This window comes from Flavobacterium sp., from assembly GCF_043722275.1.
Taxonomy (GTDB): domain Bacteria; phylum Bacteroidota; class Bacteroidia; order Flavobacteriales; family Flavobacteriaceae; genus Flavobacterium.
In genome coordinates, this window is sequence record NZ_JAYSPC010000048.1 from 1 (window position 1) to 26,771 (window position 26,771).

At 32.5% G+C, this 26,771-nt stretch carries 24 protein-coding genes and 2 tRNA genes; 18 read left to right on the top strand and 8 right to left on the bottom strand.

Going from position 1 to position 26,771, the window contains the following annotated elements; all coding sequences use genetic code 11:
• The 4 genes from ACHZDT_RS06600 to ACHZDT_RS06615 form a co-directional block, all read left to right on the top strand.
• On the top strand, window positions 1–1,425 hold a 1,425-nt coding region (locus ACHZDT_RS06600; RefSeq protein WP_394773840.1), incomplete at its 5' end, for a hypothetical protein.
• Window positions 1,426–1,433: 8 nt separating this feature from the next.
• Window positions 1,434–2,027 (top strand): hypothetical protein, encoded by a 594-nt coding sequence (locus ACHZDT_RS06605; protein ID WP_394773841.1) that lies wholly within the window; start codon window positions 1,434–1,436, stop codon window positions 2,025–2,027.
• Window positions 2,028–2,191: 164 nt separating this feature from the next.
• Complete coding sequence (locus ACHZDT_RS06610; RefSeq protein WP_394773842.1) at window positions 2,192–2,395, top strand: hypothetical protein; 204 nt, start codon at window positions 2,192–2,194, stop codon at window positions 2,393–2,395.
• A gap of 47 nt (window positions 2,396–2,442) precedes the next feature.
• Complete coding sequence (locus tag ACHZDT_RS06615) at window positions 2,443–3,030, top strand: hypothetical protein (protein WP_394773843.1); 588 nt, start codon at window positions 2,443–2,445, stop codon at window positions 3,028–3,030.
• Between the two features lie 681 nt (window positions 3,031–3,711).
• Here the strand turns inward: ACHZDT_RS06615 and ACHZDT_RS06620 are convergent.
• Entirely contained in the window at window positions 3,712–4,677 is a 966-nt protein-coding gene (locus tag ACHZDT_RS06620; RefSeq protein ID WP_394773845.1) for a GlxA family transcriptional regulator, read from the bottom strand.
• Window positions 4,678–4,846: 169 nt separating this feature from the next.
• Between ACHZDT_RS06620 and ACHZDT_RS06625 the strand changes: the two genes are divergently transcribed.
• The 7 genes from ACHZDT_RS06625 (at window position 4,847) to serB (ending at window position 8,606) form a co-directional block, all read left to right on the top strand.
• Window positions 4,847–4,978, top strand: a complete 132-nt coding sequence (locus ACHZDT_RS06625; RefSeq protein WP_394773846.1) for a hypothetical protein — start codon at window positions 4,847–4,849, stop codon at window positions 4,976–4,978.
• A 26-nt stretch (window positions 4,979–5,004) separates the two neighbouring features.
• A complete protein-coding gene (locus ACHZDT_RS06630; RefSeq protein ID WP_394773847.1) occupies window positions 5,005–5,250 on the top strand; it encodes a hypothetical protein in 246 nt (81 codons plus the stop codon).
• A 46-nt stretch (window positions 5,251–5,296) separates the two neighbouring features.
• Window positions 5,297–5,704: an SRPBCC family protein gene (locus ACHZDT_RS06635; RefSeq protein ID WP_394773848.1), complete on the top strand. Its 408-nt coding sequence runs from the start codon at window positions 5,297–5,299 to the stop codon at window positions 5,702–5,704.
• Window positions 5,705–5,863: 159 nt separating this feature from the next.
• The gene (locus ACHZDT_RS06640; RefSeq protein WP_394773849.1) at window positions 5,864–6,271 is read left to right on the top strand and encodes a VOC family protein; all 408 of its coding nucleotides are present in this window, start codon (window positions 5,864–5,866) and stop codon (window positions 6,269–6,271) included.
• A gap of 2 nt (window positions 6,272–6,273) precedes the next feature.
• The gene (locus ACHZDT_RS06645; protein WP_394773850.1) at window positions 6,274–6,711 is read left to right on the top strand and encodes an SRPBCC domain-containing protein; all 438 of its coding nucleotides are present in this window, start codon (window positions 6,274–6,276) and stop codon (window positions 6,709–6,711) included.
• A gap of 64 nt (window positions 6,712–6,775) precedes the next feature.
• On the top strand, window positions 6,776–7,231 hold the full coding sequence (locus ACHZDT_RS06650) for a VOC family protein (protein ID WP_394773851.1): 456 nt from the start codon (window positions 6,776–6,778) through the stop codon (window positions 7,229–7,231).
• Between the two features lie 145 nt (window positions 7,232–7,376).
• Window positions 7,377–8,606 carry a phosphoserine phosphatase SerB gene (gene serB / locus ACHZDT_RS06655; RefSeq protein WP_394773852.1) on the top strand — a complete coding sequence of 410 codons (1,230 nt, stop codon included), beginning with the start codon at window positions 7,377–7,379 and terminating at the stop codon, window positions 8,604–8,606.
• A 230-nt stretch (window positions 8,607–8,836) separates the two neighbouring features.
• Here the strand turns inward: serB and ACHZDT_RS06660 are convergent, their stop codons facing one another.
• The gene (locus ACHZDT_RS06660) at window positions 8,837–10,345 is read right to left on the bottom strand and encodes a GH3 auxin-responsive promoter family protein (protein WP_394773853.1); all 1,509 of its coding nucleotides are present in this window, start codon (window positions 10,343–10,345) and stop codon (window positions 8,837–8,839) included.
• Between the two features lie 284 nt (window positions 10,346–10,629).
• Between ACHZDT_RS06660 and ACHZDT_RS06665 the strand changes: the two genes are divergently transcribed.
• Both ACHZDT_RS06665 and ACHZDT_RS06670 read left to right on the top strand, forming a co-directional pair.
• Window positions 10,630–11,424, top strand: a complete 795-nt coding sequence (locus tag ACHZDT_RS06665; protein WP_394773854.1) for a DUF2797 domain-containing protein — start codon at window positions 10,630–10,632, stop codon at window positions 11,422–11,424.
• A 257-nt stretch (window positions 11,425–11,681) separates the two neighbouring features.
• Window positions 11,682–12,761, top strand: coding sequence for a glycosyltransferase family 9 protein (locus tag ACHZDT_RS06670; protein ID WP_394773855.1), 1,080 nt, complete (start codon window positions 11,682–11,684; stop codon window positions 12,759–12,761).
• A gap of 55 nt (window positions 12,762–12,816) precedes the next feature.
• On the opposite strand, the gene ACHZDT_RS06675 is transcribed toward ACHZDT_RS06670, so the two are convergent.
• The 3 genes from ACHZDT_RS06675 to sppA all read right to left on the bottom strand — a co-directional run bounded on the left by ACHZDT_RS06675 (window position 12,817) and on the right by sppA (window position 18,336).
• Window positions 12,817–15,444, bottom strand: coding sequence for an AsmA-like C-terminal region-containing protein (locus ACHZDT_RS06675; RefSeq protein ID WP_394773856.1), 2,628 nt, complete (start codon window positions 15,442–15,444; stop codon window positions 12,817–12,819).
• A 173-nt stretch (window positions 15,445–15,617) separates the two neighbouring features.
• On the bottom strand, window positions 15,618–16,565 hold the full coding sequence (locus ACHZDT_RS06680; RefSeq protein WP_394773857.1) for an alpha/beta hydrolase: 948 nt from the start codon (window positions 16,563–16,565) through the stop codon (window positions 15,618–15,620).
• Window positions 16,566–16,578: 13 nt separating this feature from the next.
• Window positions 16,579–18,336, bottom strand: a complete 1,758-nt coding sequence (sppA, locus tag ACHZDT_RS06685; RefSeq protein WP_394773858.1) for a signal peptide peptidase SppA — start codon at window positions 18,334–18,336, stop codon at window positions 16,579–16,581.
• Window positions 18,337–18,604: 268 nt separating this feature from the next.
• On the opposite strand from sppA, the gene folK reads away from it, so the two are divergent.
• Window positions 18,605–19,738, top strand: a complete 1,134-nt coding sequence (gene folK, locus ACHZDT_RS06690) for a 2-amino-4-hydroxy-6-hydroxymethyldihydropteridine diphosphokinase (RefSeq protein WP_394773859.1) — start codon at window positions 18,605–18,607, stop codon at window positions 19,736–19,738.
• A gap of 130 nt (window positions 19,739–19,868) precedes the next feature.
• Here folK and ACHZDT_RS06695 read toward each other — a convergent pair whose 3' ends face one another.
• The 3 genes from ACHZDT_RS06695 to ACHZDT_RS06705 all read right to left on the bottom strand — a co-directional run bounded on the left by ACHZDT_RS06695 (window position 19,869) and on the right by ACHZDT_RS06705 (window position 23,219).
• Window positions 19,869–22,055 (bottom strand): T9SS type B sorting domain-containing protein, encoded by a 2,187-nt coding sequence (locus tag ACHZDT_RS06695; RefSeq protein ID WP_394773860.1) that lies wholly within the window; start codon window positions 22,053–22,055, stop codon window positions 19,869–19,871.
• 106 nt (window positions 22,056–22,161) lie between these two features.
• Window positions 22,162–22,704: an RNA methyltransferase gene (locus ACHZDT_RS06700; RefSeq protein WP_394773861.1), complete on the bottom strand. Its 543-nt coding sequence runs from the start codon at window positions 22,702–22,704 to the stop codon at window positions 22,162–22,164.
• 77 nt (window positions 22,705–22,781) lie between these two features.
• On the bottom strand, window positions 22,782–23,219 hold the full coding sequence (locus ACHZDT_RS06705) for a DUF1573 domain-containing protein (protein ID WP_394773862.1): 438 nt from the start codon (window positions 23,217–23,219) through the stop codon (window positions 22,782–22,784).
• 158 nt (window positions 23,220–23,377) lie between these two features.
• On the opposite strand from ACHZDT_RS06705, the gene mutS reads away from it, so the two are divergent.
• The 4 genes from mutS to ACHZDT_RS06725 form a co-directional block, all read left to right on the top strand.
• Window positions 23,378–25,984: a DNA mismatch repair protein MutS gene (gene mutS, locus ACHZDT_RS06710; RefSeq protein ID WP_394773863.1), complete on the top strand. Its 2,607-nt coding sequence runs from the start codon at window positions 23,378–23,380 to the stop codon at window positions 25,982–25,984.
• A gap of 150 nt (window positions 25,985–26,134) precedes the next feature.
• Window positions 26,135–26,207, top strand: a tRNA-Gly gene (locus ACHZDT_RS06715).
• A gap of 14 nt (window positions 26,208–26,221) precedes the next feature.
• A tRNA-Leu gene (locus tag ACHZDT_RS06720) sits at window positions 26,222–26,307 on the top strand.
• 137 nt (window positions 26,308–26,444) lie between these two features.
• The coding region (locus ACHZDT_RS06725) for a DUF1508 domain-containing protein (RefSeq protein WP_394773864.1) at window positions 26,445–26,771 on the top strand (327 nt) is incomplete at its 3' end.

A 26,771-nucleotide genomic window follows, 5' to 3' on the forward strand; every position in this document is an offset into this window, starting at 1 on the left:
GAGATAGCAGAGAATAAAGAAAATACGAATTTAAATCAGGTAAAAAATGATTTAGAATTAGATAAATTTTCTAATGTAAATATTGCTGAAAATGTTGCGATAGATTGGGAAACTATAAAGGAAACACAGAAGGGGAATTTCAAAATTTCTGAGATTTCAGCTCATGAAAAAACAGCAAGCATGCTGGAATCTAATGTTTTAGAGAATCATTTAAAATATCAGGTTGTTACAATTGAGTCGGAAGGGCAATTACATTCTTATTTTGTAGAAATCTATACGAATAAAGGGAGTAATGTTTATCCCGAAACAATTACAAAGCTAAATGATTTTACAGGAACATTAAATGTATTTCTTTTAAACGGAGAAAATTTGGGATCAATAGCGATATATAACGGAAAAGCCAGAAATATTTCAGAAAATAATAATCTGAATATTTTGGAAGATAGTATTAATATCTTTTTGACCAAATCTGATGCTGCAAATAAAATGCCCCAGTGCGGAGGAAATTATACGGCAATTATCGATCAAACTACTTCTCGTTTTGATATTTGGTCAGTTGGAAATGAAATTATATTAATTAAATATCTTGGTACTACAACAACAAGGACAACTAGTATTATGCCTTTTCCTTGTGATGGTAATTATAGTAAAGAAGATATAATAAATCAAAGATTAGAATTGTATAATTATAAAAGTGGTTCAGGAGTTGGAGTTCCCACTGCTGAACAAATTGCAAAAGCATTGCAAAAACAAATTGATGCAACTAAGCTTGATCCCTGCCCAAAAGCAGTTTTAGAACAGTTAAAAAATGCTACAAATTTTGATATTGCAGCAATGCTAATAAAACTTGGAGCGGATAAAATATATACATTAACCTTTGTGTCAGAAGTAACTTCAGATTCTAAGCCCGCAGCAACTCAACATATTTCTCCATTTAATTATAAGATTCAAATTAGTACTGATTACACAGGAGCTACAAAACTTTTTAGAGCGGGAAATATGTTGCACGAAATAGGACATGCTTATTTTATGAGTCTAAAAGATGATTATTCAAATTCAAATCCTCCAAATCCTGCTGTATTTAATAATTACCCCGTCCTTTTTCAGGGATATGTGGAAAAAAAGTTTCCAAATAATTACGATGCCCATCATATAGAGATGGCGAATCAATATATTGATGTAATTGCACAAACATTACAAGAATATAATAAAGGTGGGGATCCTAATAATATTATTCCTTATCAAGTATACACAGATTTAGCTTGGGGAGGACTTATTGGTACTCCTGTATTTGAAGAAAAATTTCCTTCAGGATCTTTGGAAAGATTAAGGATTGAGAATAGATACGCATGTGAACAAAGTGGAAATGCTGTTGGATATAGCACAGGGGAATTACAAAATACAGTTGGAAAACCATGTAATTAATTATTATTATGAAAAATTTTAAATATCTCTTTTTGATCGCTTTATATACTAGCTGTTCGGTTACAAAAGACAAGAATGGACCAATAAATGACTATTTGGAATCTCAAAAATTAGGAGATCAGAAAGTAATGATTATTAAGGAAAAAATTAATAACAATGTTACTATTGACATTTTTAAAGGCAAAACATTTTATTATGAGGGAGCAGAAAAAAATGTAAAAGTAGAAGGAATAGAAGAACCATTATATGATAAAAAAAAATGGGAAGAAATGAAATTAAAATATCAAAATAAAATTAATACAGATCGCTGGGTTAAGGGAGATATCTGGAATTCGAAAGATTTCAAAAAGCAAAACATTCTTTTCTTTGAACGTGCTAAATTTCCAAATCCGGGAAAGTATGAAAAGTTTAATTTTGACGATTATTACATTATCTTTTCTTTCTCTGAGCCCATTTATTATGATAAGAAATATGCTGTTTTTACAATACAAAAAACGGATACTTATAGTAAAATTTTAGGGAATACTTCGATATTGGTTTTAGAAAAGAAAAAAGGCAAATGGGTTGTTGTACAAGGAGCAGGAGACGGTATTTATAATTAGATGTATAAATATATATATATATTATTATGAAACACGATTTTTTTAATAAGCTTACTTTTCATGTCGCTTTGTTAAAAGCTCAGGATAAAAAATAAAGTGATATTGTGGTTTATTTAGATTTAAAGGACAAAATTTTAAAAGAGTAATCCATTGATAAAGATACAATGAATGCTCAGTTTAGTATTTATTATAAAAAATATGTGTCAAAACCAATGCAGGAAGTTGTAGATAAGTATGGAGGAACAGACGTTTCAGATTTGATACTTGACCGATATTTTAGAGAGAGATTGATACATAATTATCCTCCTTCTGTACCGGGAGGTAGAGTAAATTTTAATTCAACTTCAAATATTCCGGCTACTAATTAAAAACAAATACCTGGACAGCAGGGAATTGTAATTAATATTAAAATACTATGATTGATAAAGTTTTAAAGAATTTAGTGTATTTATTCTATCCTAAAAACATATGTGCTTTTAGGGAGAAGGATAAATATTTTATTAGTGAAGAGTATAGGAGATTGAATCAAATAATAACTGATTTTGATACTGACTATGGAAAGTCCTTTAGGGCAAATATTCTTAAAGAATTTGAAAATGACAAGACTTTAAAAGATTTTATAGATTTTTCCTTGTTTAATATAGGGGATAGATGTATGACTTTTAACATGAATGTCATCGAAAATAGGCAACTATATACGATATCATTATTTGTAAGTGTGATTGTTCCTTATTATGTAATTAATGTACAAAAAAATATAATTGAGCTATTTTTTTCTGAATCAGAAATTTCTCAATTTGAACGAAAAAATACAGAAACAAGAAAAATAAACGAATTAGTTGAGGATATTGAAACTGTAATTGAGGATAAAATTTTGTATAAAAAATTCCCAAACAAATTACTTAATTCTATTGTTGATGACCTAAGTTTTCAAGACTCAGAATTTGGTTATTTTACAATGTTTAATGCTTTTTTTAATAATGTAAGAATATATGAAAATTAAATTTTTAAGATTTCTAATAATTGGTATGTTGTTATTGTTTTTTTTCTATTTCAAACAATACAATTTCAATTTTTGTATTCATAATACATTTTATATTGTAAGCTATTTTTTCCCCGTTTTATTTTTTATAATAATCGGATGTGTTTATTTCGGAATTAAGTTTTTTAAATTAAGGGCAAAAAGTAGAAAATAATTAATAATGCTGTTAAGAATAGTATTTCTGATTGTATTATAACTAAAAAATCACAATTGTTTCAAGTATCTCGTTTATGTACGCACCTATTTTTGCCTAATTAAATCAGTAAATATTTAATTGAAAAGCCAGAAATATTCAGAAAATATAATCTGAATATTCTGGAACATAGTATTAATAATTTTTTGAGCAAATTTGATTCTGCCAATAAAATGCCTCAGTGCGGAGGAAATTATACTGCAATTATCGATTACAGGAATTAAGAAATATAATTGTCAACGTTTTAAAACATATGATAATACACAATCCGAAGATGTTTATATGGCTTTGTCTTGGATTTGTCTAATTGGTGAAGGAGAGCCAAGCGATGTTAAACGCTTTTTTTAATAACAATATAGTAGTAAGAGAAAATGAGAAATAAATTTTCATAAATTATTAACTTCAACAAAGTTCACTTTTAAACCTGTTCATTTATTTGAACAGGTTTTTTATTGAACCCTAAACTTCTCACGATATTCGATAGGTTTCATTCCCACCATTTTAAAAAACACTTTTCTAAACGCCTTTGGATCATTATAACCTGTTTTCTCAATAATTTCAGAAATTGAAAGTTGAGTTTGCTCCAGATATTTCTTAGAACTTTCAACCCTGATATTCTGCAAATATTCAATTGGCGGAATTCCAGTAACTTGTTTAAACCTTCGTGTCATGTTTCTGGTACTCGTTGGAATATCTTTGGTGATTTCTTCCAGTTTTTCAATTGAATGATACTGACTTTCAATTTTCTGCTGAAGCATCGCAACCAAAGTATCATTATGCAAATGATTTGGTCTGAAAGTGCTGAAATAACTCTGTTTGTATCGATTTAAATCAATCGAGAAAATCTTTGCAATCTGAACAGCAATTTCATTTCCACAATATTTCTGGACCAATAAAATCAATAAATGAAACGTTGAGGTAGAACCGCCGCTCGTATATAAACTGCCATCAGCCGTTAAAGTTTCTTCGGGTTTTAATTTTACCAACGGGAAAGCTTTTGTAAAAGCACTGCAAGCATCAACATGCGTTGTGGCAAGCTTTTCGTTTAACAATCCCGAAGCAGCAAACAAAAAAGCACCAGTACAAAAACTCGCTAATTCGGCTCCGTCTTTATGTTGTTTCTTCAGCCACGGAATAAAATTCTTGTTCTTAGCAATCATTTCAACCATATTGTCAGTTGTAAAAGCAGGAATTAAAATCAAATCTAAAGTTTTATTTGACTCTTCGATCGAATTAACTTTATAGCCAAACAAATACTCTTCATTGATTTGTTCAGCCGATTGAAAAACCATAATTTCAAAAGGCTTTTTAGTTTCTTTAAAAAGATTATTAGCTGTTTCAAAAACTTCTAAAATCGCAGCTATGCTTAATAACTTATAATCATGCGGAACAATTAAACCTACTTTCGTGCTCATAATTTTGTGGTTTTTGTAAAGTTACTTGATACACAAAAGTAATTAATTTGTCTTATATGACCCTAAAGTTGACTTTTAATGTATCATAAAGCTGAAGGGATTATTTTAAATTTGCTTTAAATAATTTGTAATTTTATATAAAAAGATATTCAATTCTAATAAAAAAATAATGATAACGGTACAAAATACGATTCATGCATCAATTGATAAAATCTGGGATTTTTGGACATTACCGGAATATATTCAAAATTGGAATATTGCGATAGACGATTGGTATACTCTATATGCAGAAAATGATTGAAAGTTGGAGGAAAATTCAAATACAAAATGGCTAAAAAAGATAAAAATTTAAGTTTTGATTTTGAAGGCATATATACTAAAATCGAAAATTTATCTTTAATAGAATATAAACTCCTTGATAACAGAATAGGGAAAGTGAGTTTTGAAAAAAATGAAAACGAAGTAATAATCACAGAAACTTTTGAGCCCGTAATAGAAGATTCTGAAAGCATGCAAAAAGAATGGTGTCAAACCGTTATTGATAATTTTAAAAAATATGTCGAAGCTTTTTAAAAGCCAATTAAAATAGAAAAAGTTAATTCAAATAAAAACGATTACAATGATCACAGTACAAAGCACGATTAACGCATCAATAGATAAAGTTTGGGATTTTTGGACATTACCGGAACATATCAAAAACTGGAGTTACGCTTCTGCAGAATGGCATTCACCTCATGCAGAAAATGATTTGCAAGTTGGCGGAAAATTCAAAACCACAATGGCTGCAAAAGATGCCAGTATAAGTTTTGATTTTGGAGGAGAATATACTTTGGTAGAAAAAAATAAAGCAATAGAATATGTTCTCGAAGATGGAAGAAAAGTTGAAATTACTTTTACAGAAACCTCAAACGGAGTAGAAATCACTGAAAGCTTTGATCCCGAAACTGAGAATTCAGAAGAAATGCAACAAGGTGGATGGAACGCGATACTGGATAATTTTAAAACTTATGTAGAAAGTAATGTTTAATGGTAAAGGATCAGAGTTACAAAGGGACAAAGTTTTGAAAACAAGTAATTAAAACTTTGCGACTTCGCGTCTTTGCGAGCAAAAAACTTAAATTATCTTATATCACTTATCTGGTTTAAAAAATAATTAAAATGTTTAAAAATATAAAAAGCAGCAATTATGACAAAACAAATATGGCTGAATTTGCCGGTAAAAGAGGTGGCAAAATCAAAAGCTTTTTTTTCACAAATAGGATTCTCTTTTAATGAAGAACACGACACGCCAAGCTCGACTTGCATGGTTGTAGGTGAAGGGAAATTTGTAGTGATGCTTTTTGAAGAAACATTATTTTCGAGTTTTTCTCAAAACAAATTGACCGATACACAATCAAGTTCAGAAGTTTTGATATCAATTGATGCTGAAAGTGTTTCAGAAGTTGATGAACTGGCAAAGAAAGTCCAAGATGCCGGCGGACATATTTTTGCGCCTCCGGCAGAAGAGCAAGGCTGGATGTACGGCTTTGGCTTTGCAGATTTAGACGGTCATCGATGGAATGTTTTATTTATGGATTTTAGTAAACTATCATAATTATGGAAACATTAGAATTTAAAATCAGAATTAAAGCTCATTCCGATAAAGTTTGGTCGGTTTTGTGGAATGACGAAACCTACATAAAATGGGCAGGAGTTTTTTATGAAGGATCATATGCAATAAGTGATTGGAACGAAGGTGGAAAAATACACTTTCTGGGGCCGAATGGTAGAGGAATGAATAGCATAATCGAGAAAAAAGTCCAAAATGAATATATGGCTTTTAAACATCTGGGAGAAATAAAAGATTTCAAAGAATTACCGCTTGACGAAGAAACAGAAAAATGGAGCGGCGCTATGGAAACCTATCGATTAACTCCCGATGATGAGTTTACAGATCTTGTAGTTGAAGTTGATGTAGTCGAAAAATTTATTGATTATTTTAAAGACGCTTTCCCTAAAGGATTAGAAATAGTAAAAGAGCTTTCAGAGAATTAGATAGAAAAAAGATAATAGAGGAAAAAAAATATAGATTACTAAAAAAAATAAAAAAACAAATATCATGGCAACAGTAAACCCGTATTTAATTTTTAATGGAAATTGCGAAGAAGCATTTCTGTTTTACAAATCAGTTTTTGGAGGAGAATTTCCGTATATCGGAAAATTTAAAGACATGCCCGCAGACGAGAACGGCAGTTGTCCTGAATTATCAACACAGGATGGCAACCGAATCATGCACGTTTCGCTCCCTATTGGGCATACCATTTTAATGGGAAGCGATAGTCATCCACAATTTGGAGATCCGGGTTTGTCAAATAATTTTTCAATTTCTATTAATACAGAAAGCCAGGACGAAGCAGACAAGATTTTTAACGGACTTTCGGCTGGAGGCAAAGTCGAAATGCCAATGAACAAAACATTTTGGGGAGCATATTTCGGAATGTTCAAAGATAAATTTGGGATAGGCTGGATGGTAAATTTTGATGAATCAGAACCACATAAAGAATATAATAGTTAAGTTATTTCAATAGTCGAACATATTTGTTAAATTACTTCAAAAAGCACATTCATATGTGCTTTTTCTTTTCAAAAAAACAAACAATATCCTTTTTTATCAACAATAGATTGCCGATTTTTGTCGCTTCTTAAAATCAATACATAAAATGGCAATAGAAGGTAAAGAGATTATTTTATTAAAAGTTTCAGGACATGATAAAATAGGAGTAACGGCAGGTTTAACAGCAGTATTGGCAACTTACGATGCCAATATTCTGGATATTGGTCAGGCTGATATTCACGACACACTTTCTTTGGGAATTTTGTTCGAGATCGAAGCCGGTTCAAGTTCAGGACCAGTTTTAAAAGATTTATTATTCAAAGCCTACGAACTGGAAATTAAAGTAAAATTCATCCCAATCTCTATTGAAGATTATGAAAAATGGGTAAAATCGCAATCTAAACAACGTTATATAATTAATATTTTAGGCGAAAAACTCGCAGCTTCACAATTAGCAGCGGTTACTAAAATAATGTCAGATCAAAACTTAAATATTGATTCTATTATAAGATTAACGGGCAGAACATCTATTGTTGAAATAGAAGAATATCCCCGTTCTTGTATTCAATTATCCGTAACCGGCGAAATTGTAAACAAGATCATCATGACAGCAAGTTTTATGGAAATTTCCCGAACCTTAAATGTCGATATTTCTTTTCAGGAAGATAATATTTACAGACGAAACCGTCGTTTAGTATGTTTCGATATGGATTCGACTTTGATTCAAACAGAAGTAATAGATGAATTGGCCGAGCTAAACGGAGTAGGGCCGCAAGTTCGCGCCATTACAGAATCTGCCATGAACGGAGAAATTGATTTCAACGAAAGTTTCAAACAGCGTATGGCGCTGCTTGAAGGTTTGAGCGAAGATGTTTTGCAAAATGTCGCCATCAATTTACCAATCACAAAAGGTGCTCGCCGTTTAATGAAAGCCTTGAAATATTACGGATATAAAACTGCAATTTTATCTGGAGGATTTACCTATTTTGGAGAATATCTGCAAAAAGAACTAGGTATCGATTACGTTCATGCCAATCAATTAGAAATTAAAGATGGTAAATTAACCGGTAAATATCTGGGCGAAATCGTAGACGGACAAAAGAAAGCCGAATATCTAAAAGCAATCGCCGAAAAAGAAGGAATCCACATCAACCAAACCATTGCCGTAGGTGACGGAGCAAACGATTTACCAATGCTAAACTTAGCAGGTTTGGGAATCGCCTTTCACGCAAAACCAAAAGTAAAAGAAAACGCCGCAACCTCAATTTCAAGTTTAGGACTTGACGGAGTTTTATACTTATTAGGATATCACGATCGATATATTGATATGATGTAGAGTTGTAATGTCATTTCGACCGAAGGGAGAAATCACACCCGAAGCTCGACAAAGATTGACGACATCTTTACGTAATTACTAGTGTGATTTCTCTTCCGTCGAATGGCAAATTGCTGTGAAAAGCAATGATCTAAACCCGACAGGTTTTTAAAACCTGTCGGGTTTGCCAAAGATTGTGTTCACGATGGCAAATCAAAGAAATGAATGAAATTCATGGCAACTTCAAATACTTACATTTCCTTCAATTGCTCTAAATAATCCCTTTGATTCGAAAGTCTTGGAATTTTATGTTGTCCGCCCAATTTATCACGTTCTTTTAGCCAATCATAAAATAAGTTTTCACGAGCGACATTAATCACTAATTGATTTAAAGTCATGTTATTTTGACGTTTTGCTTCATAATCAGAGTTTAAAGTCTGTAACGTTTCATCCAGAACTTTTTGAAAAAGTCCCACGTCAGCAGGTTTTTTCTTGAATTCGATCATCCATTCATGCGCGCCTTTTTCTTTGTCCTGCATAAAAATAGGAGCAACGGTATAATCAATAACTTCGGTTTGAGTAAGCTGACACGCCTTCGCAATTGCCTGATCCGTATTTTCGACCATTAATTCTTCCCCAAAAACATTAATATGATGTTTGGTTCTTCCTGTAACGCGAATTCTATATGGGTTTAAAGAAGTAAAACGAACTGTATCACCAATCAAATAACGCCATAAACCAGAATTGGTCGTAATAACAATTGCATAGTTTTTATTCAATTCAACATCAGCCAACCGAATCACTTTTTGGTTAGGAGTTCCAAAAGTATCCATTGAAATAAATTCATAGAAAATGCCATAATCCAGCATTAACAATAAATCGCTTGAATTATTCAAATCCTGAATCGCAAAAAATCCTTCAGAAGCATTGTATATTTCGTAATATTTAAAATCTTTACTTGGTAAAATTTTCTTGTATTGTTCTTTATAAGGAGAAAAGCTCACACCGCCATGAAAGTAAACTTCCAGATTAGGCCAGATTTCTAATAAACTTTCTTTTCCTGTATTTTCTAGAACTTTATTCATTAAAACTAACATCCAGGACGGAACTCCAGCAAAACTGGTCACATTCTCCGTTTTAGTTTCATTTATAATCGCAGCAATTTTAGCTTCCCATTCGCTCATTAACGAAGTTTTACTGCTTGGAGTGCTGCTAAATTCAGCCCAAATGGGCATGTTTTCAATCAAAATCGCTGATAAATCTCCAAAATAAGTATTGTTGTTTTCATAAATCTGAGAACTTCCGCCCAAGCGAAGACTTTTCCCCAAAAACAATTCCGAATCCTCATTATTATTCAAATACAAGCAAAGCAAATCCTTACTTCCTTTATAGTGACAATCTTCAAGTGCTTCATTACTAACCGGAATAAATTTGCTTTTAGCATTTGTAGTTCCGCTCGATTTTGCAAACCATTTTATTGGAGTATCCCAAAAAACACCTTGTTCGCCCTGACGAGTTCGTTCAATCAAAGGCTGTAGTTCCTCGTAAGTCGCAATAGGAACCCTTTCAGCAAAAGTTTGATACGAACTAATTGATTCAAAACCATATTGTTTCCCTATTACAGTATTTTCTGAGGCCGTCAATAAATTATGCAACAGTTCTTCCTGAACTTCATTTGGATATTTTAGAAAAAGTTCTATTTGATGTATCCTTTGTTTCAGGACCCAGGAGGCAAACGAATTGATTATTGATAACGGCATGAGTGAATTTAGGTTTTAATCCCAATAGCTTCGGGAGATTTTAGATTACGGATTTTACTTTTGCGTAAATCAGGAAATTTAAAATTTGAATATCGATCGACAAATACTAACTTTGTCGTTGTATCAAAAATAGTGTTTTTTTGTAAAAAAAAACGTCAATATTGACTAAAGATTGTGATTCAAAATTTGAATTTAATATAATTTCTCATTTTTACAAAGTATCTCCAATCGAAAAACATCAATCTAATCTATCCCGAAGCTTCGGGACAGCAATCTAAAATATAATGACATATCAAGGCGTACTAACTAAAATGCAAACTGAACTAGGAAATCCAATTCAATATTACCTGGTTTTTGAAGATAGTTTTCTAAACATGAACCAACTTTTGGATAAAGAGATTGAGATTAATTTTGCAGGTTATGAATGTTTGAATTGTCATAAAAAGAAAAAAATATTCCGTCAGGGATTCTGTTATGATTGCTTTTATTCCAGTCCGGCAGTTGGCGACTGGATTATGAGACCGGAATTAAGTACGGCCCATTTAGGAATTGCAGATCGTGATTTAGAATATGAGCAAAAAGTACAATTACAGCCACACGTTGTTTATTTGGCTCTTGCCAGTGAAGTAAAAGTGGGCGTAACCCGTAAAACGCAAGTTCCAACCCGTTGGATCGATCAGGGTGCAAGTCAGGCAATTGCAATTGTTGAGGTTCCCAATCGATATTTAGCAGGAATTACAGAGATGGCCTTAAAAAGTCATTATACAGATAAGACTAATTGGAGAAAAATGCTTCAAAATGTTTGTGGAGATTGTGATCTGATAGCCGAGAAAGTTAAGGTAGAAAACCTGATTCCGGATGAAGCCAAAGAATATTTCTATTCGCAAAAAAATGACTTGTATGAACTGCATTATCCGGTACTAAATTACCCTGCAAAAGTGGCAAGTTTAAGCCTTGACAAAACCCCGTCATTTACCGGAAAATTAACAGGAATCAAAGGCCAATATTTAATTTTTGAGGACGGAACAGTTTTTAATGTTCGAAGTTCAGAAGGATATGTTGTGACAATAAACGTCTAGATTTATTGGTAAATGGTCTATGGATATTAGCTAACTGTCTAATATGTTATTGATTATGAAATATTTTTCGTATTTTTAAATCTCTTTCAAAGTCTTCAATATGTGAATATTGATAAATTTGATTACAATTTTGTAATAATTGCTTATTGAAAGAATTTATTTTTAAAAAATAAAAGGAACTAGTTTTAACGTGGTTCAAACTTTGGATTTTTTTAAAATTTAAATGGAGATTTAATCATTCTTAAAGTATTTAATAGATGGGTATTCTAAAAAAAATTAATGTTTTCAGGCGTGGCTTAATGCGCAATCTTACTAAGAATATTGGAAAATCAGGATCACAGGAAGATATTATATTAGTTGATAAAACAGATATAAAAAGAATTTTGATCTGTAGACCAAATGGAAGATTAGGAAACTTATTATTGATTACACCTCTCGTTCAGGAAGTCACAGAAATATTTCCAAATTGTAAAGTCGATTTGTTTGTTAAGGGAACGTTAGCTCCAATAATTTTTGAAAATTACGAAAACATAGATAAGATAATCGACTTACCTAAAAAGCCTTTTAAAAGTTTAGTGAAATATCTCAATGTCTGGATTTCTATAAAAAGACAAAACTATGATATTGCGATCAATGTAGATCAAAATTCTTCGTCAGGACGTTTAGCAGTCCAGTTTTCAAATGCCAAATATAAATTTTTCGGAGATTCAAACGAAGAATTTCAATCTTTGAAAAATGATTATGAGCACATCGCAAAATACCCTGTTTACAACTTCAGGAATTATTTAACTAAACTAAGATTTCCAAAAAGCAATAAGATAATAGCACCTGTAAATCTTAAATTATCACCATCTGAAATTGTTGAGGGCAAGGAAATTTTAAGCGACCTTTTTCACAACGATAAAAAAACAATTTGCATATTTACTTACGCAACAGGCGAAAAGTGTCTATCTGAAGAATGGTGGGAAAATTTCTATACAAAACTCAAAGACGAATATGCTAACTATAATATTATTGAAATTTTGCCTGTAGAAAATGTATCGCAAATTGGATTTAAGGCGCCTACATTTTATAGTAAGGATATTAGGGAAATAGCAGCTGTTATTGCAAATTCAAATTTATTTATTGGTGCTGATAGCGGAATAATGCATTTAGCAAGTGCCGCACAAACGCCTACAATAGGATTGTTTTCTGGTGCGAACATAAAAAAATACGAGCCTTATGATAATTGCAGCATTGGGATAGACGTAAATATATATACCAAAAAAGATTATTTGAATACTATAAATTCAATTTTAAATAACGGAAAATTAGGTATTTATTCAAACGCAATGTAAACCGAAAAAGTAAAAGCATAAAAAAAGGCGATCTAAGTTGATCGCCTTTTTTGTTTTAGTTTTTCTTCTTGAATAAACCGTTTATTAAGTCACTCGCTTTTTTAGTAGCTTCCTGAGTTTTTTGTTCTTTCTCGGTTGTGGCTGCTTTTGTAGTATCTTTTGCCTTAGTATTTTTATTAATTAAATCCGTAAGAGCCGAAGTACCTTTTTGAGTCAGCTTTTCTTTTTGCTGATTCACCAGCTGAGTTGTTAAACTTGTAACAGCAGATTTCATATCAGTTGAAACTTTCGGATTAGAAAAGTTACCTGTAATCAATGCATTTATCGGAATGTTTTGCAGTTTTGCAGCATCTGCAGGAGACATTTTTGCTATGAATGCATTTGCTTCACTACCTAAATATTTAGCAGGAACATCAAATTTTAAGTTATAATTCATTGTTTGGTCAAAACCGTGAGTTCCGCCAACTGTAACTTTAATATCCTGATATTTAATATCAAAAGGTTTTACATTTACTTTTCCGTTTTCAAAAGTTAAGGCTGCTTTAATATCATTTAAATTCAACTTATTCATATCAAGAAATTTAATATTTGAAGTCAAAGAATTTAATACAGTTGAATTTTTAGCATTTATAGTCGTTGAAAGTAATTGCCCAATTAAGTCTCCTGAAATCGATTTTAAATCCGGAGTTAACTCGTTAGCATCCAGATTTCCATTTAGTTTTATAGTTGAATTCAATTTTCCGTTAATAATTCCTGCTATTGGAGCAATTTTTTTCATCATGTCTAACTGCGTAAAAGTCTGTGCAATATCAACTTGATTAAAGCCTAAATTCATATCAAACGTAGGAACTTTAGTTTTTGTAGAAACCGTTCCTGTTAAACCAATAGTTCCTCCAAAAATTGATGTTTTAAAGTTTTCTAAAGTTGCTTTTTCATCCTTTACAATCAATTTTCCTGAAACATCTTTCAGTTTTAAATTATCATATAAAACGGTTGTTGCTTTTGCATTTATTGTACAATTTAAAAAAGCAGGAATCTTCATTGCTTCAGCAGTTTTTGCTGGTGTTGATTTAGTTTCTCCTTCTTTTCCGGTTGCAGTTCCAGTTTTAGCAGGTTCACCGGCAGTCATAAAATCGTCAACTGCTAATTGGTTTGAACTCATATTGAAGTTTCCTCTAAGTTCTTGTTTCTTAAACATAAAACCGTAGAAATTCTCTAAAACTCCATTAATGCTTAAATCACTTTTGCCTGTTGTAGCATCAAATTTTTTCAGGCTAATTGTACTTGGGTTAAACTCAACCAAAGCCGTACTAATATTCATTGACTTATTGTTTTCGTCAGTATATTTAAATCCTGACAAACTCATTGTTCCGGCATTTTTTATATTTTGATATTGGCTTTTTTCTACAGATGCCATATCAAATTTTGTAGTAACATCAGCTTTTAAAATACCTGCCAAAGGTTTGTCTAATTTTATTGGATATGCTTTTGAAAGATTAGCCAAGTTAATTGTTCCTTTCAAAGCTGCATCTACAAGCGGATTTACCGTTATGTTTCTAACATTCGCTTTAGCGCTAAAAACATCCTGATCAATTCTAAAAGTCAGTTTGTCTAAGTTAACATATGTATCATTTAAGATTCCTGTTTCATTGATAATTTTCGTGTCGATCACAATATTCTGAACTGATTTTGGTAAGTTCGGATATTGAAATGAAGCATTATTTGATGCAATTGCAATATTAAATTTTGGAACTGTTGTATCTGTCAATTGTCCTTTTGCAAAACCAACAATAGTAAAATCTCCCGTAGTTTTTACACCATTTAAACTTGAAGAATAAGCAGAAGGAATTAACCCTAAGAAATTGGTAAACGACGAAGTTGGCGTTTTAAATTTTAAATCATAATTTTGTCCAGCGTCAACCATCTGGATAAAACCATCAAATTCTAAAGGCAATTGGTTAATCAAAGCCTTATTTTCTTTAAAAGTATACTTGCTTTTTTCTAAATCAATTCCTAAAACAGCGTCTAAAGTCAGTTTTACATTTTTCATGTAATTGATTTTATCCATGTCCAATGAAACGTTAGCAGTAGATTTTGTAGTTAAATCTAATTTTGAATTCGTGAAATCTCCCGTTCCTTCGTGATTTAAACTATCAATTACCATTTTAATTTTAGAACCCTGATCAATATATCTAAAAGTAAAATTCTCGATTTTATAATTCTGAATTTTCAATGAAAGCGGTTTGCTTGCTTCGTCTTTCTTAGTTTCTTTTTTGTCTTTTAACGCAATATCAAAGTTTCCAACACCATCTTTATTAAAAATAATATTGATTAAACCATTTGTAGAACTTATTCCCTGAATGTTTAAAGGTTCATCTTTTCCTTTAAAAAGTTCCTTGATACTCATTTTTAAATTCAATTCTCCTAACGAAACCAAGGTGTCGCCTTCAAAAGGAGCTTTGTTAATGATTACCAGTTTTTCGATTCCAACAGTTGCGTTCGGGAAGTTTTTAAACAAACTTAAATCAGCATCGGCAAAACTTACTTTAGCATCAACACTTTCGTTGATTGCTTCTGCAATTTTAGCTTTTATTTGATCTTTAAAGAAATACGGAATGGCAAATAATGCGGCAACAATCACTACAAGAATAATGGCAGTGATTTTTAAAATTTTCTTTAACATATAAATAGATTTGAGGGTTTAAATTTATAATCGTCTCATGCAAAAATAGTTTTTTTTGATTGAGATCAAAGATAAAGTTTTCGTAAAATGTAGGAATATTTTTAAATTTGTTAAAAATAAAAATCTGCCTGAATATAGATTCAAACGGATTTGTACTGTTTTTATGATTTTGATTATTTTTTAATGAACGAAACAATCTTATTTGTCATGATTTCTGAAAGAGGTAAACTCTCATTATTATAACTTTCCATATTTGCCTGGTTATCACCTTCAATCGTTTTCATAATATGATTCATGTTCTCAACAATCAATAGTTCCGCATTTTTATTCGCTTGCGATAATAGTTCCGCATCTTTTACGGTTACTTGCAAATCTTTATTTCCCTGCAGAATTAAAATAGGAACAGTTAACTTTTTAATTTCAGTTTGAGGATTATATTTGAACCACGAAATTAAATACGGCTGAATGCTTGCTCTAAAAAGAGAATTAAGCATTGGATCTACTTTTTTTACGTTGTTTCCGCTTTTCAGACTATCAATAATAGGGAATGTCAAATCCTCTAATTGTTTACTTGATTTTGACGCGATTTGCGCTTTTATCAGTTTATCAGCAGATTCTCCCGGACCGGCAATCGATATAAATTTGTTTGCTTTTGCTCCCGCGATCATACCTATTAATGAACCTTCGCTGTGACCTATTACAATTACCTGAGAGAAACGTTTGTCTTGTTTTAGTAAATTGATCCAGCTTTTTGCATCTTCCGTATAATTTTCAAAAACCAGCGTTTGTTCAGAAACTGCAGATGCTTTGCTTTCTCCAATTCCTCTTTTATCATATCGTAACGAAGCAATTCCGTTTTTTGCCAGCGTTTCAGCCAGCATTTTCAGTGAATTATTTTTCATCATCGGATTATTTCCGTTTCGATCCGTTGGTCCTGAACCCGAAATTATCAAAGCCACCGGATATTTTTTTGTTAAATCCGGCGTAGTCAGCGTGCCAAAAATCTGATCTATATTAATTTTTAAAATTATAGGAGATTCTTTAAACGTGATTCCGCTTTTATCCTGAGCATTAGCAAAACTCAGAAATAAAATCGCAGCAACAGCAAATATTTTTTTCATTTTAATAATAAGATTATTTAATGTTCAGTCCAAAAGGAAGCATTGCCTGAACTCCTTTTTGCTTTTGAAGTCTTTTCACCTGCTCAATAAGCAAATAATTTTCTTCGCCAATTTCTTCTTTTATAAAAGCTTCTTTCGATTGTGCAAAAGGTAAATTAGAAAGGATCTCGTTAAATGTTTTTTCGTATTCAGGATAATTCTGAGTACTATATGATTTTATTTTAGCAATTTTTGCCGCTTCAGCAATCGCATCATTTAGTCCGCCAATTTTATCAACAAGACCTATTTTCAAAGCCTCACTTCCTGACCATACTCTTCCTTGTGCAATCGCATCAACTTGCGCAAAAGTCATTTTTCGTCCTTCAGCAACATGCGTTACAAATGTGTTGTAAATATGTTCAACTCCTTCTAATGTAAAAGCCTTAAATTTTTCGTCAACTGGCACAAACGGACTATAATTAGCTGAATTTTCGTGTGTTTTAACTTGTTCAGTATTGATTCCTAATTTATTCGCTAACGGACTAAAATTTGGTAAAATTCCAAAAACACCAATAGAACCGGTAATTGTATTGCTTTCAGCAAAAATTTTGTTGGCATTACAAGCAATATAATAACCGCCGGAAGCAGCATAATTTCCCATAGAAACCACAACAGGTTTTACTTTTTTAGTGATTTCAATTTCTCTCCAGATCAAATCAGATGTTAAAGCGTTTCCGCCCGGACTATCAATTCTAAGAACAATTGCTTTTACATCTTCGTCTTTACGGGCTTCCTGTAAAGAACGGCGCATAGAACCTTCACCAATTACGGTAACATCTCCTTCACCGCTTTGTATTTCGCCTTGAGCGTAAATAATGGCAATTTGATCTGTTGCTGAATTAGTTAAAGCAGTTGTAACATTATTTTGAGTATAATCTAAAATCGAAATTTTATTATAATCATCATCGCCGGTAACTTTCAACGCTTTTTTGATCGCATTATGATAAACATCTTCATACGCCACAATATCAACTAAATGTTGTGCTTTTGCCATTTCCGGAGTTCGGGCTAATAAACCGTTTGCGATTTCATTTAATTTAGGCAGAGGAATATTTCTGCTTTTCGAAATATCAGTAGAAACCGTTGTCCAGATCGAGTTCAAGAGAGCCGTAACTTGTTCTCTGTTGGCATCACTCATTTTATTTTCTAAAAATGGTTCAACAGCACTTTTATATTTTCCGTGACGAATCACTTCCATATGAATGCCTGATTTATCCTGAAAATCTTTAAAGAACATAACTTCAGACGAAAGTCCTTTAAAATCTAAATCTCCCGCAGGATTGATATAAATTGTATTGGCAACAGAATTTAAATAATATTCTTTTTGAGAATAAGTATTGGAGTAAGCCCAAACAAATTTTCCTGATTTTTTGAAACTTTCAAGCGCATTTCTCAAATCTTTATATTGAGCTAAACCTAAAGAAGATTCATCGTTTAAAATCGAAATTCCTTTAATATTATCATCTTTTTTTGCCGCTTCGATTGCATTGATTACATCGGTTAAACCAACTTCTTTTTTATCTGAGAAAACAGTTACCCAAGGATCTTTATATTTTCCGGCATAGTCATTCTGAATTTGTTTTAAGTTTAATTCAATCACCGAATCGCCTTTGACAGAAACAGTATCCTCTCCTCCAAAAATAGCTCCAATAAGAATTATTCCGAAAAAGAAGAACATAATAAATACAAAAATACCAACAACTGTGGCAATTACATTTCCTAAAAACTTCATAAGTATTTTTTTTTAATAAGTAGCGAAAAAGGCTGGTTTGTTACAAATGTAATCTAAAAACAAATTATTTATCAAACACGATTTGATGAAACTTGTAGTTTTTACATTTTTAAATTTCTAAATTAAAGATAGAGTATTTTTGTATTATGTTTCAAGTTTTTTAAGATAGATATGGCAAATAAAAAATCAGAAGCCGTTAGAAACTTCTCATTCTTGCCTTAAATAATGTACTTAATTCTAAAATAGTTTTAGTTAATTTGCAGTAATTATGAAGTCACAGCATCAAGTCGTTTTATCTATAGGCAGTAATCAGGGAAACAGGTTAACAAACATCGAAAGTTGTATCGATTTAATACATCAGGAAGTGGGAACTGTTATCAGGGTTTCTAAACTATACGAAACTCCTGCATGGGGATTTGAAAGTGATGCTTTTTATAATTGCGCTTTGGTTTTACACACAAATTCATCGGCACAAAAAATACTGAATCAGGTTTTAAAGGTTGAAAAACAATTAGGACGAATCAGAACAGATCAGCAAGGTTATCAATCCAGACTTATCGATATTGATCTGATTGTTTTTGATGACCAGATTATTGATTCTGAGAAACTGCAAATTCCGCATCCTTTAATGCAAAACAGAAATTTTGTTTTGCTGCCAATACAGGATTTAAAATTAGACTGGAAACATCCTGTTTTTCAAAAATCTATTTCAGAATTAATTGCAAATTCGCCTGATGACGGGATTTGTACAATAGTTCAGAACTTAAAAAATCCTTTGCGCGAAATTGCACTCGAAAACTTTAATTATATTGCTTTTGAAGGAAATATTGGCGCGGGTAAAACCACTCTTGTACAAAAAATTGCCGAAGATTTTAATGCCAAAACGGTTTTAGAACGTTTTGCTGACAATCCTTTTTTGCCCAAATTTTATAAAGATCAAAACCGATATGCTTTTCCGCTAGAAATGTCTTTTCTGGCAGATCGTTATCAGCAATTATCAGATGATTTGGCGCAATTTGATTTGTTTAAAGATTTCATCGTAGCCGATTATCATATTTTTAAATCATTGATTTTTGCTAAAATTACCTTAGCAGAAGATGAATATCGCTTGTATCGCAACTTATTCGATATTATTTATAAAGAAATGCCAAAGCCGGATCTATACGTTTATTTGTATCAGAATTCAGAACGTTTACTTCAAAACATCAAGAAACGCGGCAGAAATTATGAACAGAATATTGAAGCAGAATATCTGGATAAAATCAACAATGGTTATTTAGATTATATAAAATCCCAAACAGATCTCAATGTTTTGATCATCGATGTGTCTGATCGTGATTTTGTAAAAAAACACGAAGATTATCTTTTTATCTTAAATGAAATTCAGAAGAAGATAGGATAATTAGATAATTAGACAATGTGTTAATTAGAAAATTGCGCGCGACTGTGTTTTTAAATATTCGTGAATTCGTGGCTATAATTGTCTAATTAAATTATCTCATTCTCTAATTGACACATTCTCTAATTAAAATTTATCTTTTTAAAGAAAAATGTCCTTTTAAAACAGGTTTGGTATTATCAACTTTCAAAGCATACCAATAATCAGAAGCGGGCAGAGGAGTTTTATCAAAAGTCCCGTCCCAACTCATTTTAGACGAATTTAACTGAGCAATTAGTTTTCCGTAGCGGTCAAAAATAGTAACTTCAGCTTGCGGATAATTTTCCATTCCTTTTACTTCCCATAAATCATTATACGAATCATTGTTTGGAGTAAAAAAGGGAGGAAAAACAAGCACAACAAAGTTTAGTGTTGTTTGTCCGCAACCATTTTTCTCCCTCACATATGCCGTTTGTAATCCTCCGGGAACATCATAAAATAAATTAGAATCCTGAAAATTTAATCCGTCAACCGAATATTCAAAATAATCCATTTCTTTTTTAAGATGAATTACTGCCGTAGTTCCGTTCACGTCAATTCTATCTATTTGCGGAATTTGATGTTCATTGACTATGATAGTTTTTCGGCTCGTGCAATTTTCAGGAGCAGCACTTGTAACGTCTACAGTATAAGTTCCGCCAGCAATGGCGTCAATAGTTGGAGTTGTTGCGCCGGTATTCCACAAATAAGTCATTCCGGAAATCCCGGCATCGAGCGTAACTTTTTGAAATTGGCATAAAGCCAAAGTTTCATTTGTAACAACTGGCGGAGTATAAATCACAATATTTACAGGCGTTCTGTTTGAATTAATACACATACTATTTGAAGCCTCAGCATAATAAGTAATATTAGAGGAAATTGTTGGCGTTGTAAAACTGTTTCCCATATGAACACTTGTTCCGCCTGTAGAAGCTGTAAACCAATTAATGACACCAATATTTGCATTAGCTTCAAGAACAACACTTCCTGATCCGCAATTATAAACCGTTGATGAAGTTGCAACAGGTTGATTAGGCGTTGCATTTACAGTTGCAATAACCGGTTTTCGGTTTGACTCACAACCTGCGTCAACATAATAAGTTGTTGTTGCATTTAATATTGGAGTTGTAAAGGAGTTTCCTGTTGTCAATAAAGTTCCTCCAATTGCTGAATCATACCAATTAACTGTTGCTCCGGCGGTTGCAGTGGCTTTCAAAATAAAACTTCCTGAGTCACAAACCGAATTTACATTTACATCAGGCGTTGCAGCCGGAATAGTAATTTTTGTACTTGCAGCAATTTCTAAAGGCAATTCGCCAGGCATTCCGCCATATTCTACCACATAACCTTTTGGTTGATAATCGCCACTTGGATCTCCTGTGTTTGATAAATCATTCCATGAACCTTTTATTCCAACTCCGGGTTGCGTAATATGAGCATATTTTTCATTTCCTCCCTGATTATTAGGTTCGCTACTATTCCAGAAAGCAAAATTTGGAGTTGAACCATTTGCAGTTCCGTTCCAGAAAACAGTTCCCGCTTCAGGTCCTGTAACCCATTTCCAGACACCTTCACTTTCCGCATCGCTTCCGCCAATCCAGCCCGTTCCTGATGCTTGCTCTCCAACTAATTTAGCTTCATCAGTAGATAAAATAGTCGCCAGATAACCTTTTAATCCGTAATAAGTTCTGGCTTCTGCAGCTGTTTTTGCGTCAGTCCATGTAATTCCAGTACTAGGAACATATAAGTAATAATGTTGTGTAGATGGCAAATAATTAGCCTGACCAATTGTGATCGAAAAAGTTTTAGTTCCGGAAGCTGTCGCCGATGAATTAGTAAATACAACATCTTTAATAGCAGCTTCGAGATCAGAATATAAAACGTCAGCACCAGTTGAACCTGATAATGTTAATTTTCCGGCAGTTGCATCCCAACTTGATACAATAGAAGGATGAATAGCGGTATTTGAAAGTGCTAATTTATCTAAACCATTAGAATAGCCGGAAGAAATTTGAATATATGCGGCTTGAGTTCCCGGTTCCAGAGGATCATGCGTTATAGAAAAAGCGGTGATAATATTAATTACATTTTGCGGGCAATATAATTGATCGCCTGTAGCTTTTAGTACAGGCGGAGTAGTAGCAAAACTAACTTTGCCGTTTTTTTTATTTGATTTAAGAGTATCGTTTGTTGTGGTAGTTACAGTTTTATTTGAAGTCTTAATTTTCTCATTTGCATAAGATTGAATGAAACTTAAAATAAAAAAGGAAATGGTTATTTTTACGAAATTGGTTCTTTTCATTTTATAAAAGTATCAATTTTATAAGAACAAAAAAATATATTTCAATTTCTAACATTTAAAGTCGGAATCTATTGTAAAATAACAATTTATGAAAGTAGATTCTTTATTAAATTGTAGCGGGCCAATTAAGTTTCTGAAACAAATCCCAAACTACAATTCCTGCACTTACAGCAATATTTAGGGAATGTTTTGTTCCTAATTGCGGAATCTCAATACAGCCATCGCAAATGGCAACTGCTTCCTGAGCAACGCCATAAACTTCATTACCAAAAACAAGCGCATATTTTTGATTTTTCTCAACTTTAAAATCCTGAAGAAAAACAGAACTTTCAACCTGTTCGATAGCAAGAGTCATTACATTCTCTTTTTTTAGATTTTCGATAACTTCCAAAACATTTTCGTGATGTTCCCAGGCAACAGTTTCGGTAGCACCAAGAGCAGTTTTATGAATTTCTTTATTTGGCGGAGTAGCTGTAATTCCGCATAATATTATTTTTTCAATTAAAAAAGCATCAGCGGTTCTAAAAACAGATCCAATATTGTGCAGGCTGCGAATATCATCTAATACTAAAATTAAAGGCGTTTTATCTGATTTTTTAAAATCTTCAATTGATTTTCTGTCCAGTTCGCTATTTTCCAGTTTTCTCATTTGTGTTGAATTCAGGTCATAAAAAAAGCTTCCAAAGATAAGGAAGCTTTTTCGATTTATTTTATTTGTTTTTCAGATTAGCTTTTAACTGGATCTGGTAAAACTGTACCTTTAATTGTAAGTACTTTTGTAGGTTGTCCTTCAGCATTAGAAGTAACAGTTACAGTTTTTGTAAAAGCACCAACTCTGTCAGTAGCATATTTTACACCAATAATACCTTTAGCACCAGGAGCGATAGGCTCTTTTGGAGTTGTTGGTACAGTACAACCACAAGATCCTTGTGTATTTGTAATGATTAATGGTTTAGTTCCGTTGTTTACAAAAACGAATTCACGTTTTCCATCAGCATTGTGAGCGACAGTTCCGTAATCAATAGTTTCTGTTTCAAAAGCCATTCCGGCTCCTTCAACTTTAGCAACTTTAGCAGCTTTTGCAGTTGCTTTTTTAGTGCTTTGTGCGTTAGAAGCAGTAATTCCAACTACAGCTAACATAGCGAATAAAATTATTTTTTTCATCTTTAAGAATCTTTGTTTTAATTATGAACAAATCTATATAAAATTCTTATATCTTAATATAAAAATTTCTTAAAATATTTTAATTTTTGAAGCACTGCGATATTCCTTCAAAATATTATAAATTCGCTGTCTTAATTTTCCATTTAAAATACAATAATTTGGCAGCTAAAGAGAAAGTGGTGAAAGAAACACCGTTAATGAAACAGTACAACGAAATCAAGAGAAAATATCCTGATGCATGTCTGCTTTTTAGAGTGGGTGATTTTTATGAAACCTTTGGAGAAGACGCTGTCAGGGCATCAAAAATCCTTGGGATAACGTTAACCAAACGAGGAGCAGGCTCTGAAACTGAAACAGCATTAGCAGGTTTTCCGCATCATTCTATCAATACCTATTTGCCAAAATTGGTTAAAGCCGGACTTCGCGTTGCGATTTGTGATCAGCTTGAAGATCCTAAAATGACCAAAACTATCGTGAAACGTGGCGTTACTGAATTAGTAACTCCCGGAGTTTCCTTAAATGATGAGGTTTTACAATCAAAAACAAATAACTTTTTAGCATCGGTTTATTTTGCTAATAAAAATATCGGAGTTTCTTTTTTAGATGTTTCGACAGGAGAGTTTTTAACCGCTCAGGGAAATGCTGAATATATCGACAAATTATTGCAGAATTTTAATCCAAGTGAAATTCTTGTTCCAAAAAATAATAAAGGAGACTTTAAAACTGCTTTTGGAGAAGATTTCCATACTTTCTATCTCGAAGACTGGATTTACAAAGAAGATTATGCTTTAGAAACTTTGACGAAACATTTTCAGACCGTTTCTCTAAAAGGTTTTGGAATTGAAGAATTAAAAGAAGGAATTATTGCTTCCGGAGCAATTTTATATTATTTATCCGAAACTCAGCACAATCGCGTTCAGCATATTACAGCGATTCAGCGTATTGCCGAAGATGCGTATGTCTGGATGGATCGTTTTACCATTAGAAATTTAGAATTATATCATAGTTACAATCCAAATGCCGTAACACTTTTAGATGTTATTGACAGAACGCTTTCGCCAATGGGCGGACGTTTGTTGAAACGCTGGCTGGCTTTACCATTAAAAGACAGTCATAAAATAAAAGGTCGTCATGATGTGGTTTCTTACTTGAAATCAAATTCTGAAGTATTACATAATATTCAATATCAAATCAAGCAAATTTCAGATTTAGAGCGTTTGATTTCTAAAATCGCTGCCGGAAAAGTTTCTCCGCGTGAAATTGTTTATTTAAAAGAATCACTTGACGCTATTATTCCAATAAAAACTTTGGCGCTCGCAAGTCCGCAAGAAGCGGTAAAAGTTATTGGAGATAGTTTACATGCTTGTGATTTGTTAAGAGAGAAGATTAAAACAACCTTAAATCAGGATGCGCCGGTTGCAATTTCAAAAGGAAATGCAATTGCAAGAGGAATTAGTGAAGAACTGGATGATTTAAGAGATATATCGACATCCGGAAAAGAATATCTGGAAGGAATCGAAAAAAGAGAATCAGAAAGAACAGGAATTTCATCTTTGAAAATATCCTTTAATAATGTTTTTGGATATTATATCGAAGTTAGAAATACGCACAAAGATAAAGTGCCAACAGAATGGATTCGTAAACAAACCCTGGTCAATGCGGAACGTTATATTACCGAAGAATTAAAAGAATACGAAACCAAGATTTTAGGTGCGGAAGAGAAAATCCATAAAATTGAATCAGAGCTTTTTGAGCAATTAGTAGCCTGGATTTCGACATATATCAAACCCGTTCAGATGAATGCGAATTTGGTAGCACAATTAGATTGTTTGTGTTCGTTTACACAATTGGCTGTAGAAAATCAATATGTATGTCCTGAAATTGATGAAACTTTTGAGCTAGAAATCAAAAACGGAAGACACCCTGTAATCGAAAAACAATTACCGGTTGGAACACCTTATATTGCTAATGATGTTTTTCTTGACAGAGAAACCCAGCAACTTATCATGATTACCGGACCCAATATGTCCGGTAAGTCGGCTATTTTAAGACAAACGGCTTTGATCGTATTGTTAGCTCAAATGGGAAGTTTTGTTCCGGCTGACAGTGTGAGAATGGGAATTGTCGATAAAATTTTTACAAGAGTAGGAGCATCGGATAATATTTCGATGGGAGAATCTACTTTTATGGTTGAGATGAACGAAACGGCTTCTATTTTGAATAATATTTCAGATCGAAGTTTAGTCTTGTTAGATGAAATTGGTAGAGGAACAAGCACGTATGACGGAATCTCGATTGCCTGGGCTATTGCCGAATTTTTACACGAGCATCCCTCACAACCTAAAACCTTATTTGCGACGCATTATCATGAATTAAACGAAATGACAGAATCATTGCCGAGAATTCAGAATTATAATGTTGCCGTAAAAGAATTAAAAGATACCGTTCTTTTTATTCGTAAACTGGTAAAAGGAGGAAGTGCACATAGTTTTGGAATCCACGTTGCAAAAATGGCGGGAATGCCTCAAATTGTAATTTTGAAAGCACAGAAATTATTGAAGAAATTAGAGAAGAATCATTCAAGCGATGCCTTAAACGGAGTAAAATCAGCAGCAGACGAAATGCAAATGAGCTTTTTTAATTTAGATGATCCTTTATTAGAAGAAATAAAAGAAGAGATCATGAGTCTTGATATTAATGCGATAACTCCGGTTGAAGCATTAATGAAACTCAATGAGATTAAAAGAATGCTGGTTAAAAAATAAATTTCAGATTTAAAGTTTAGGTTATCAGAAAGTTATAAAATAAGTAAATTTTTTTTTCAAAAAACGCTTGTGTAATTGAATAAATGTCCTAAATTTGCACTCGCAATACAGAACAAGTCAAGTATTGTAGTTCTTACAACAATTTGAAACGCGAAAATAGCTCAGTTGGTAGAGCGCGACCTTGCCAAGGTCGAGGTCGCGGGTTCGAGCCCCGTTTTTCGCTCAATGCCATATAATGCTCGGATGGTGAAATTGGTAGACACGCTGGACTTAAAATCCAGTGAACAGCAATGTTCGTGCGGGTTCAAGTCCCGCTCTGAGTACTAAAAAGCTTCAAACTATGTTTGGAGCTTTTTTATTTTATAGAAATTTGTAACTGTGAAAAAAATAATTTTTATAAAAGTGAATTCTAAGCTCCACGTTTAGAATCTGAAATCTGCAATTTAAAATCTAAAATTTCATGGGAGCTTTTGTTATTAGTAAAAGATTTAATGATGAGTATAAATTTGTTTTTACTTCCAGAAAAGGAAAGATCATTTTTACTAGTTTGAGTTATGAACTTAAGTTTGAGTGTGAGGAAGAAATTGACAAATTAAAAGAGAACATTGAATCAGCAGACTTTTTAAAGTTTAAGTCTTCAAATGGTAAGTATTACTTTAAATTGATGCTAAAGGGTTTTCATCTTGCTACCAGCAGAAAATACACTACTTCTTTGAGGCTTCAAAAAGGAATAGATGAAATTGTTAAATATGGATCCGTAGCCGAAATTTTAGATTTTTCGGCAAAT

Excerpts from the sequence above, each read along its gene's own strand:
- ACHZDT_RS06605 (WP_394773841.1), top strand. The coding sequence starts at position 1,434 with ATGAAAAATTTTAAATATCTCTTTTTGATCGCTTTATATACTAGCTGT.
- ACHZDT_RS06610 (WP_394773842.1), top strand. The coding sequence starts at position 2,192 with ATGAATGCTCAGTTTAGTATTTATTATAAAAAATATGTGTCAAAACCA.
- ACHZDT_RS06615 (WP_394773843.1), top strand. The coding sequence starts at position 2,443 with ATGATTGATAAAGTTTTAAAGAATTTAGTGTATTTATTCTATCCTAAA.
- ACHZDT_RS06620 (WP_394773845.1), bottom strand. The coding sequence starts at position 4,677 with ATGAGCACGAAAGTAGGTTTAATTGTTCCGCATGATTATAAGTTATTA.
- ACHZDT_RS06625 (WP_394773846.1), top strand. The coding sequence starts at position 4,847 with ATGATAACGGTACAAAATACGATTCATGCATCAATTGATAAAATCTGG.
- ACHZDT_RS06630 (WP_394773847.1), top strand. The coding sequence starts at position 5,005 with ATGGCTAAAAAAGATAAAAATTTAAGTTTTGATTTTGAAGGCATATAT.
- ACHZDT_RS06635 (WP_394773848.1), top strand. The coding sequence starts at position 5,297 with ATGATCACAGTACAAAGCACGATTAACGCATCAATAGATAAAGTTTGG.
- ACHZDT_RS06640 (WP_394773849.1), top strand. The coding sequence starts at position 5,864 with ATGACAAAACAAATATGGCTGAATTTGCCGGTAAAAGAGGTGGCAAAA.
- ACHZDT_RS06645 (WP_394773850.1), top strand. The coding sequence starts at position 6,274 with ATGGAAACATTAGAATTTAAAATCAGAATTAAAGCTCATTCCGATAAA.
- ACHZDT_RS06650 (WP_394773851.1), top strand. The coding sequence starts at position 6,776 with ATGGCAACAGTAAACCCGTATTTAATTTTTAATGGAAATTGCGAAGAA.
- serB (WP_394773852.1), top strand. The coding sequence starts at position 7,377 with ATGGCAATAGAAGGTAAAGAGATTATTTTATTAAAAGTTTCAGGACAT.
- ACHZDT_RS06660 (WP_394773853.1), bottom strand. The coding sequence starts at position 10,345 with ATGCCGTTATCAATAATCAATTCGTTTGCCTCCTGGGTCCTGAAACAA.
- ACHZDT_RS06665 (WP_394773854.1), top strand. The coding sequence starts at position 10,630 with ATGACATATCAAGGCGTACTAACTAAAATGCAAACTGAACTAGGAAAT.
- ACHZDT_RS06670 (WP_394773855.1), top strand. The coding sequence starts at position 11,682 with ATGGGTATTCTAAAAAAAATTAATGTTTTCAGGCGTGGCTTAATGCGC.
- ACHZDT_RS06675 (WP_394773856.1), bottom strand. The coding sequence starts at position 15,444 with ATGTTAAAGAAAATTTTAAAAATCACTGCCATTATTCTTGTAGTGATT.
- ACHZDT_RS06680 (WP_394773857.1), bottom strand. The coding sequence starts at position 16,565 with ATGAAAAAAATATTTGCTGTTGCTGCGATTTTATTTCTGAGTTTTGCT.
- sppA (WP_394773858.1), bottom strand. The coding sequence starts at position 18,336 with ATGAAGTTTTTAGGAAATGTAATTGCCACAGTTGTTGGTATTTTTGTA.
- folK (WP_394773859.1), top strand. The coding sequence starts at position 18,605 with ATGAAGTCACAGCATCAAGTCGTTTTATCTATAGGCAGTAATCAGGGA.
- ACHZDT_RS06695 (WP_394773860.1), bottom strand. The coding sequence starts at position 22,055 with ATGAAAAGAACCAATTTCGTAAAAATAACCATTTCCTTTTTTATTTTA.
- ACHZDT_RS06700 (WP_394773861.1), bottom strand. The coding sequence starts at position 22,704 with ATGAGAAAACTGGAAAATAGCGAACTGGACAGAAAATCAATTGAAGAT.
- ACHZDT_RS06705 (WP_394773862.1), bottom strand. The coding sequence starts at position 23,219 with ATGAAAAAAATAATTTTATTCGCTATGTTAGCTGTAGTTGGAATTACT.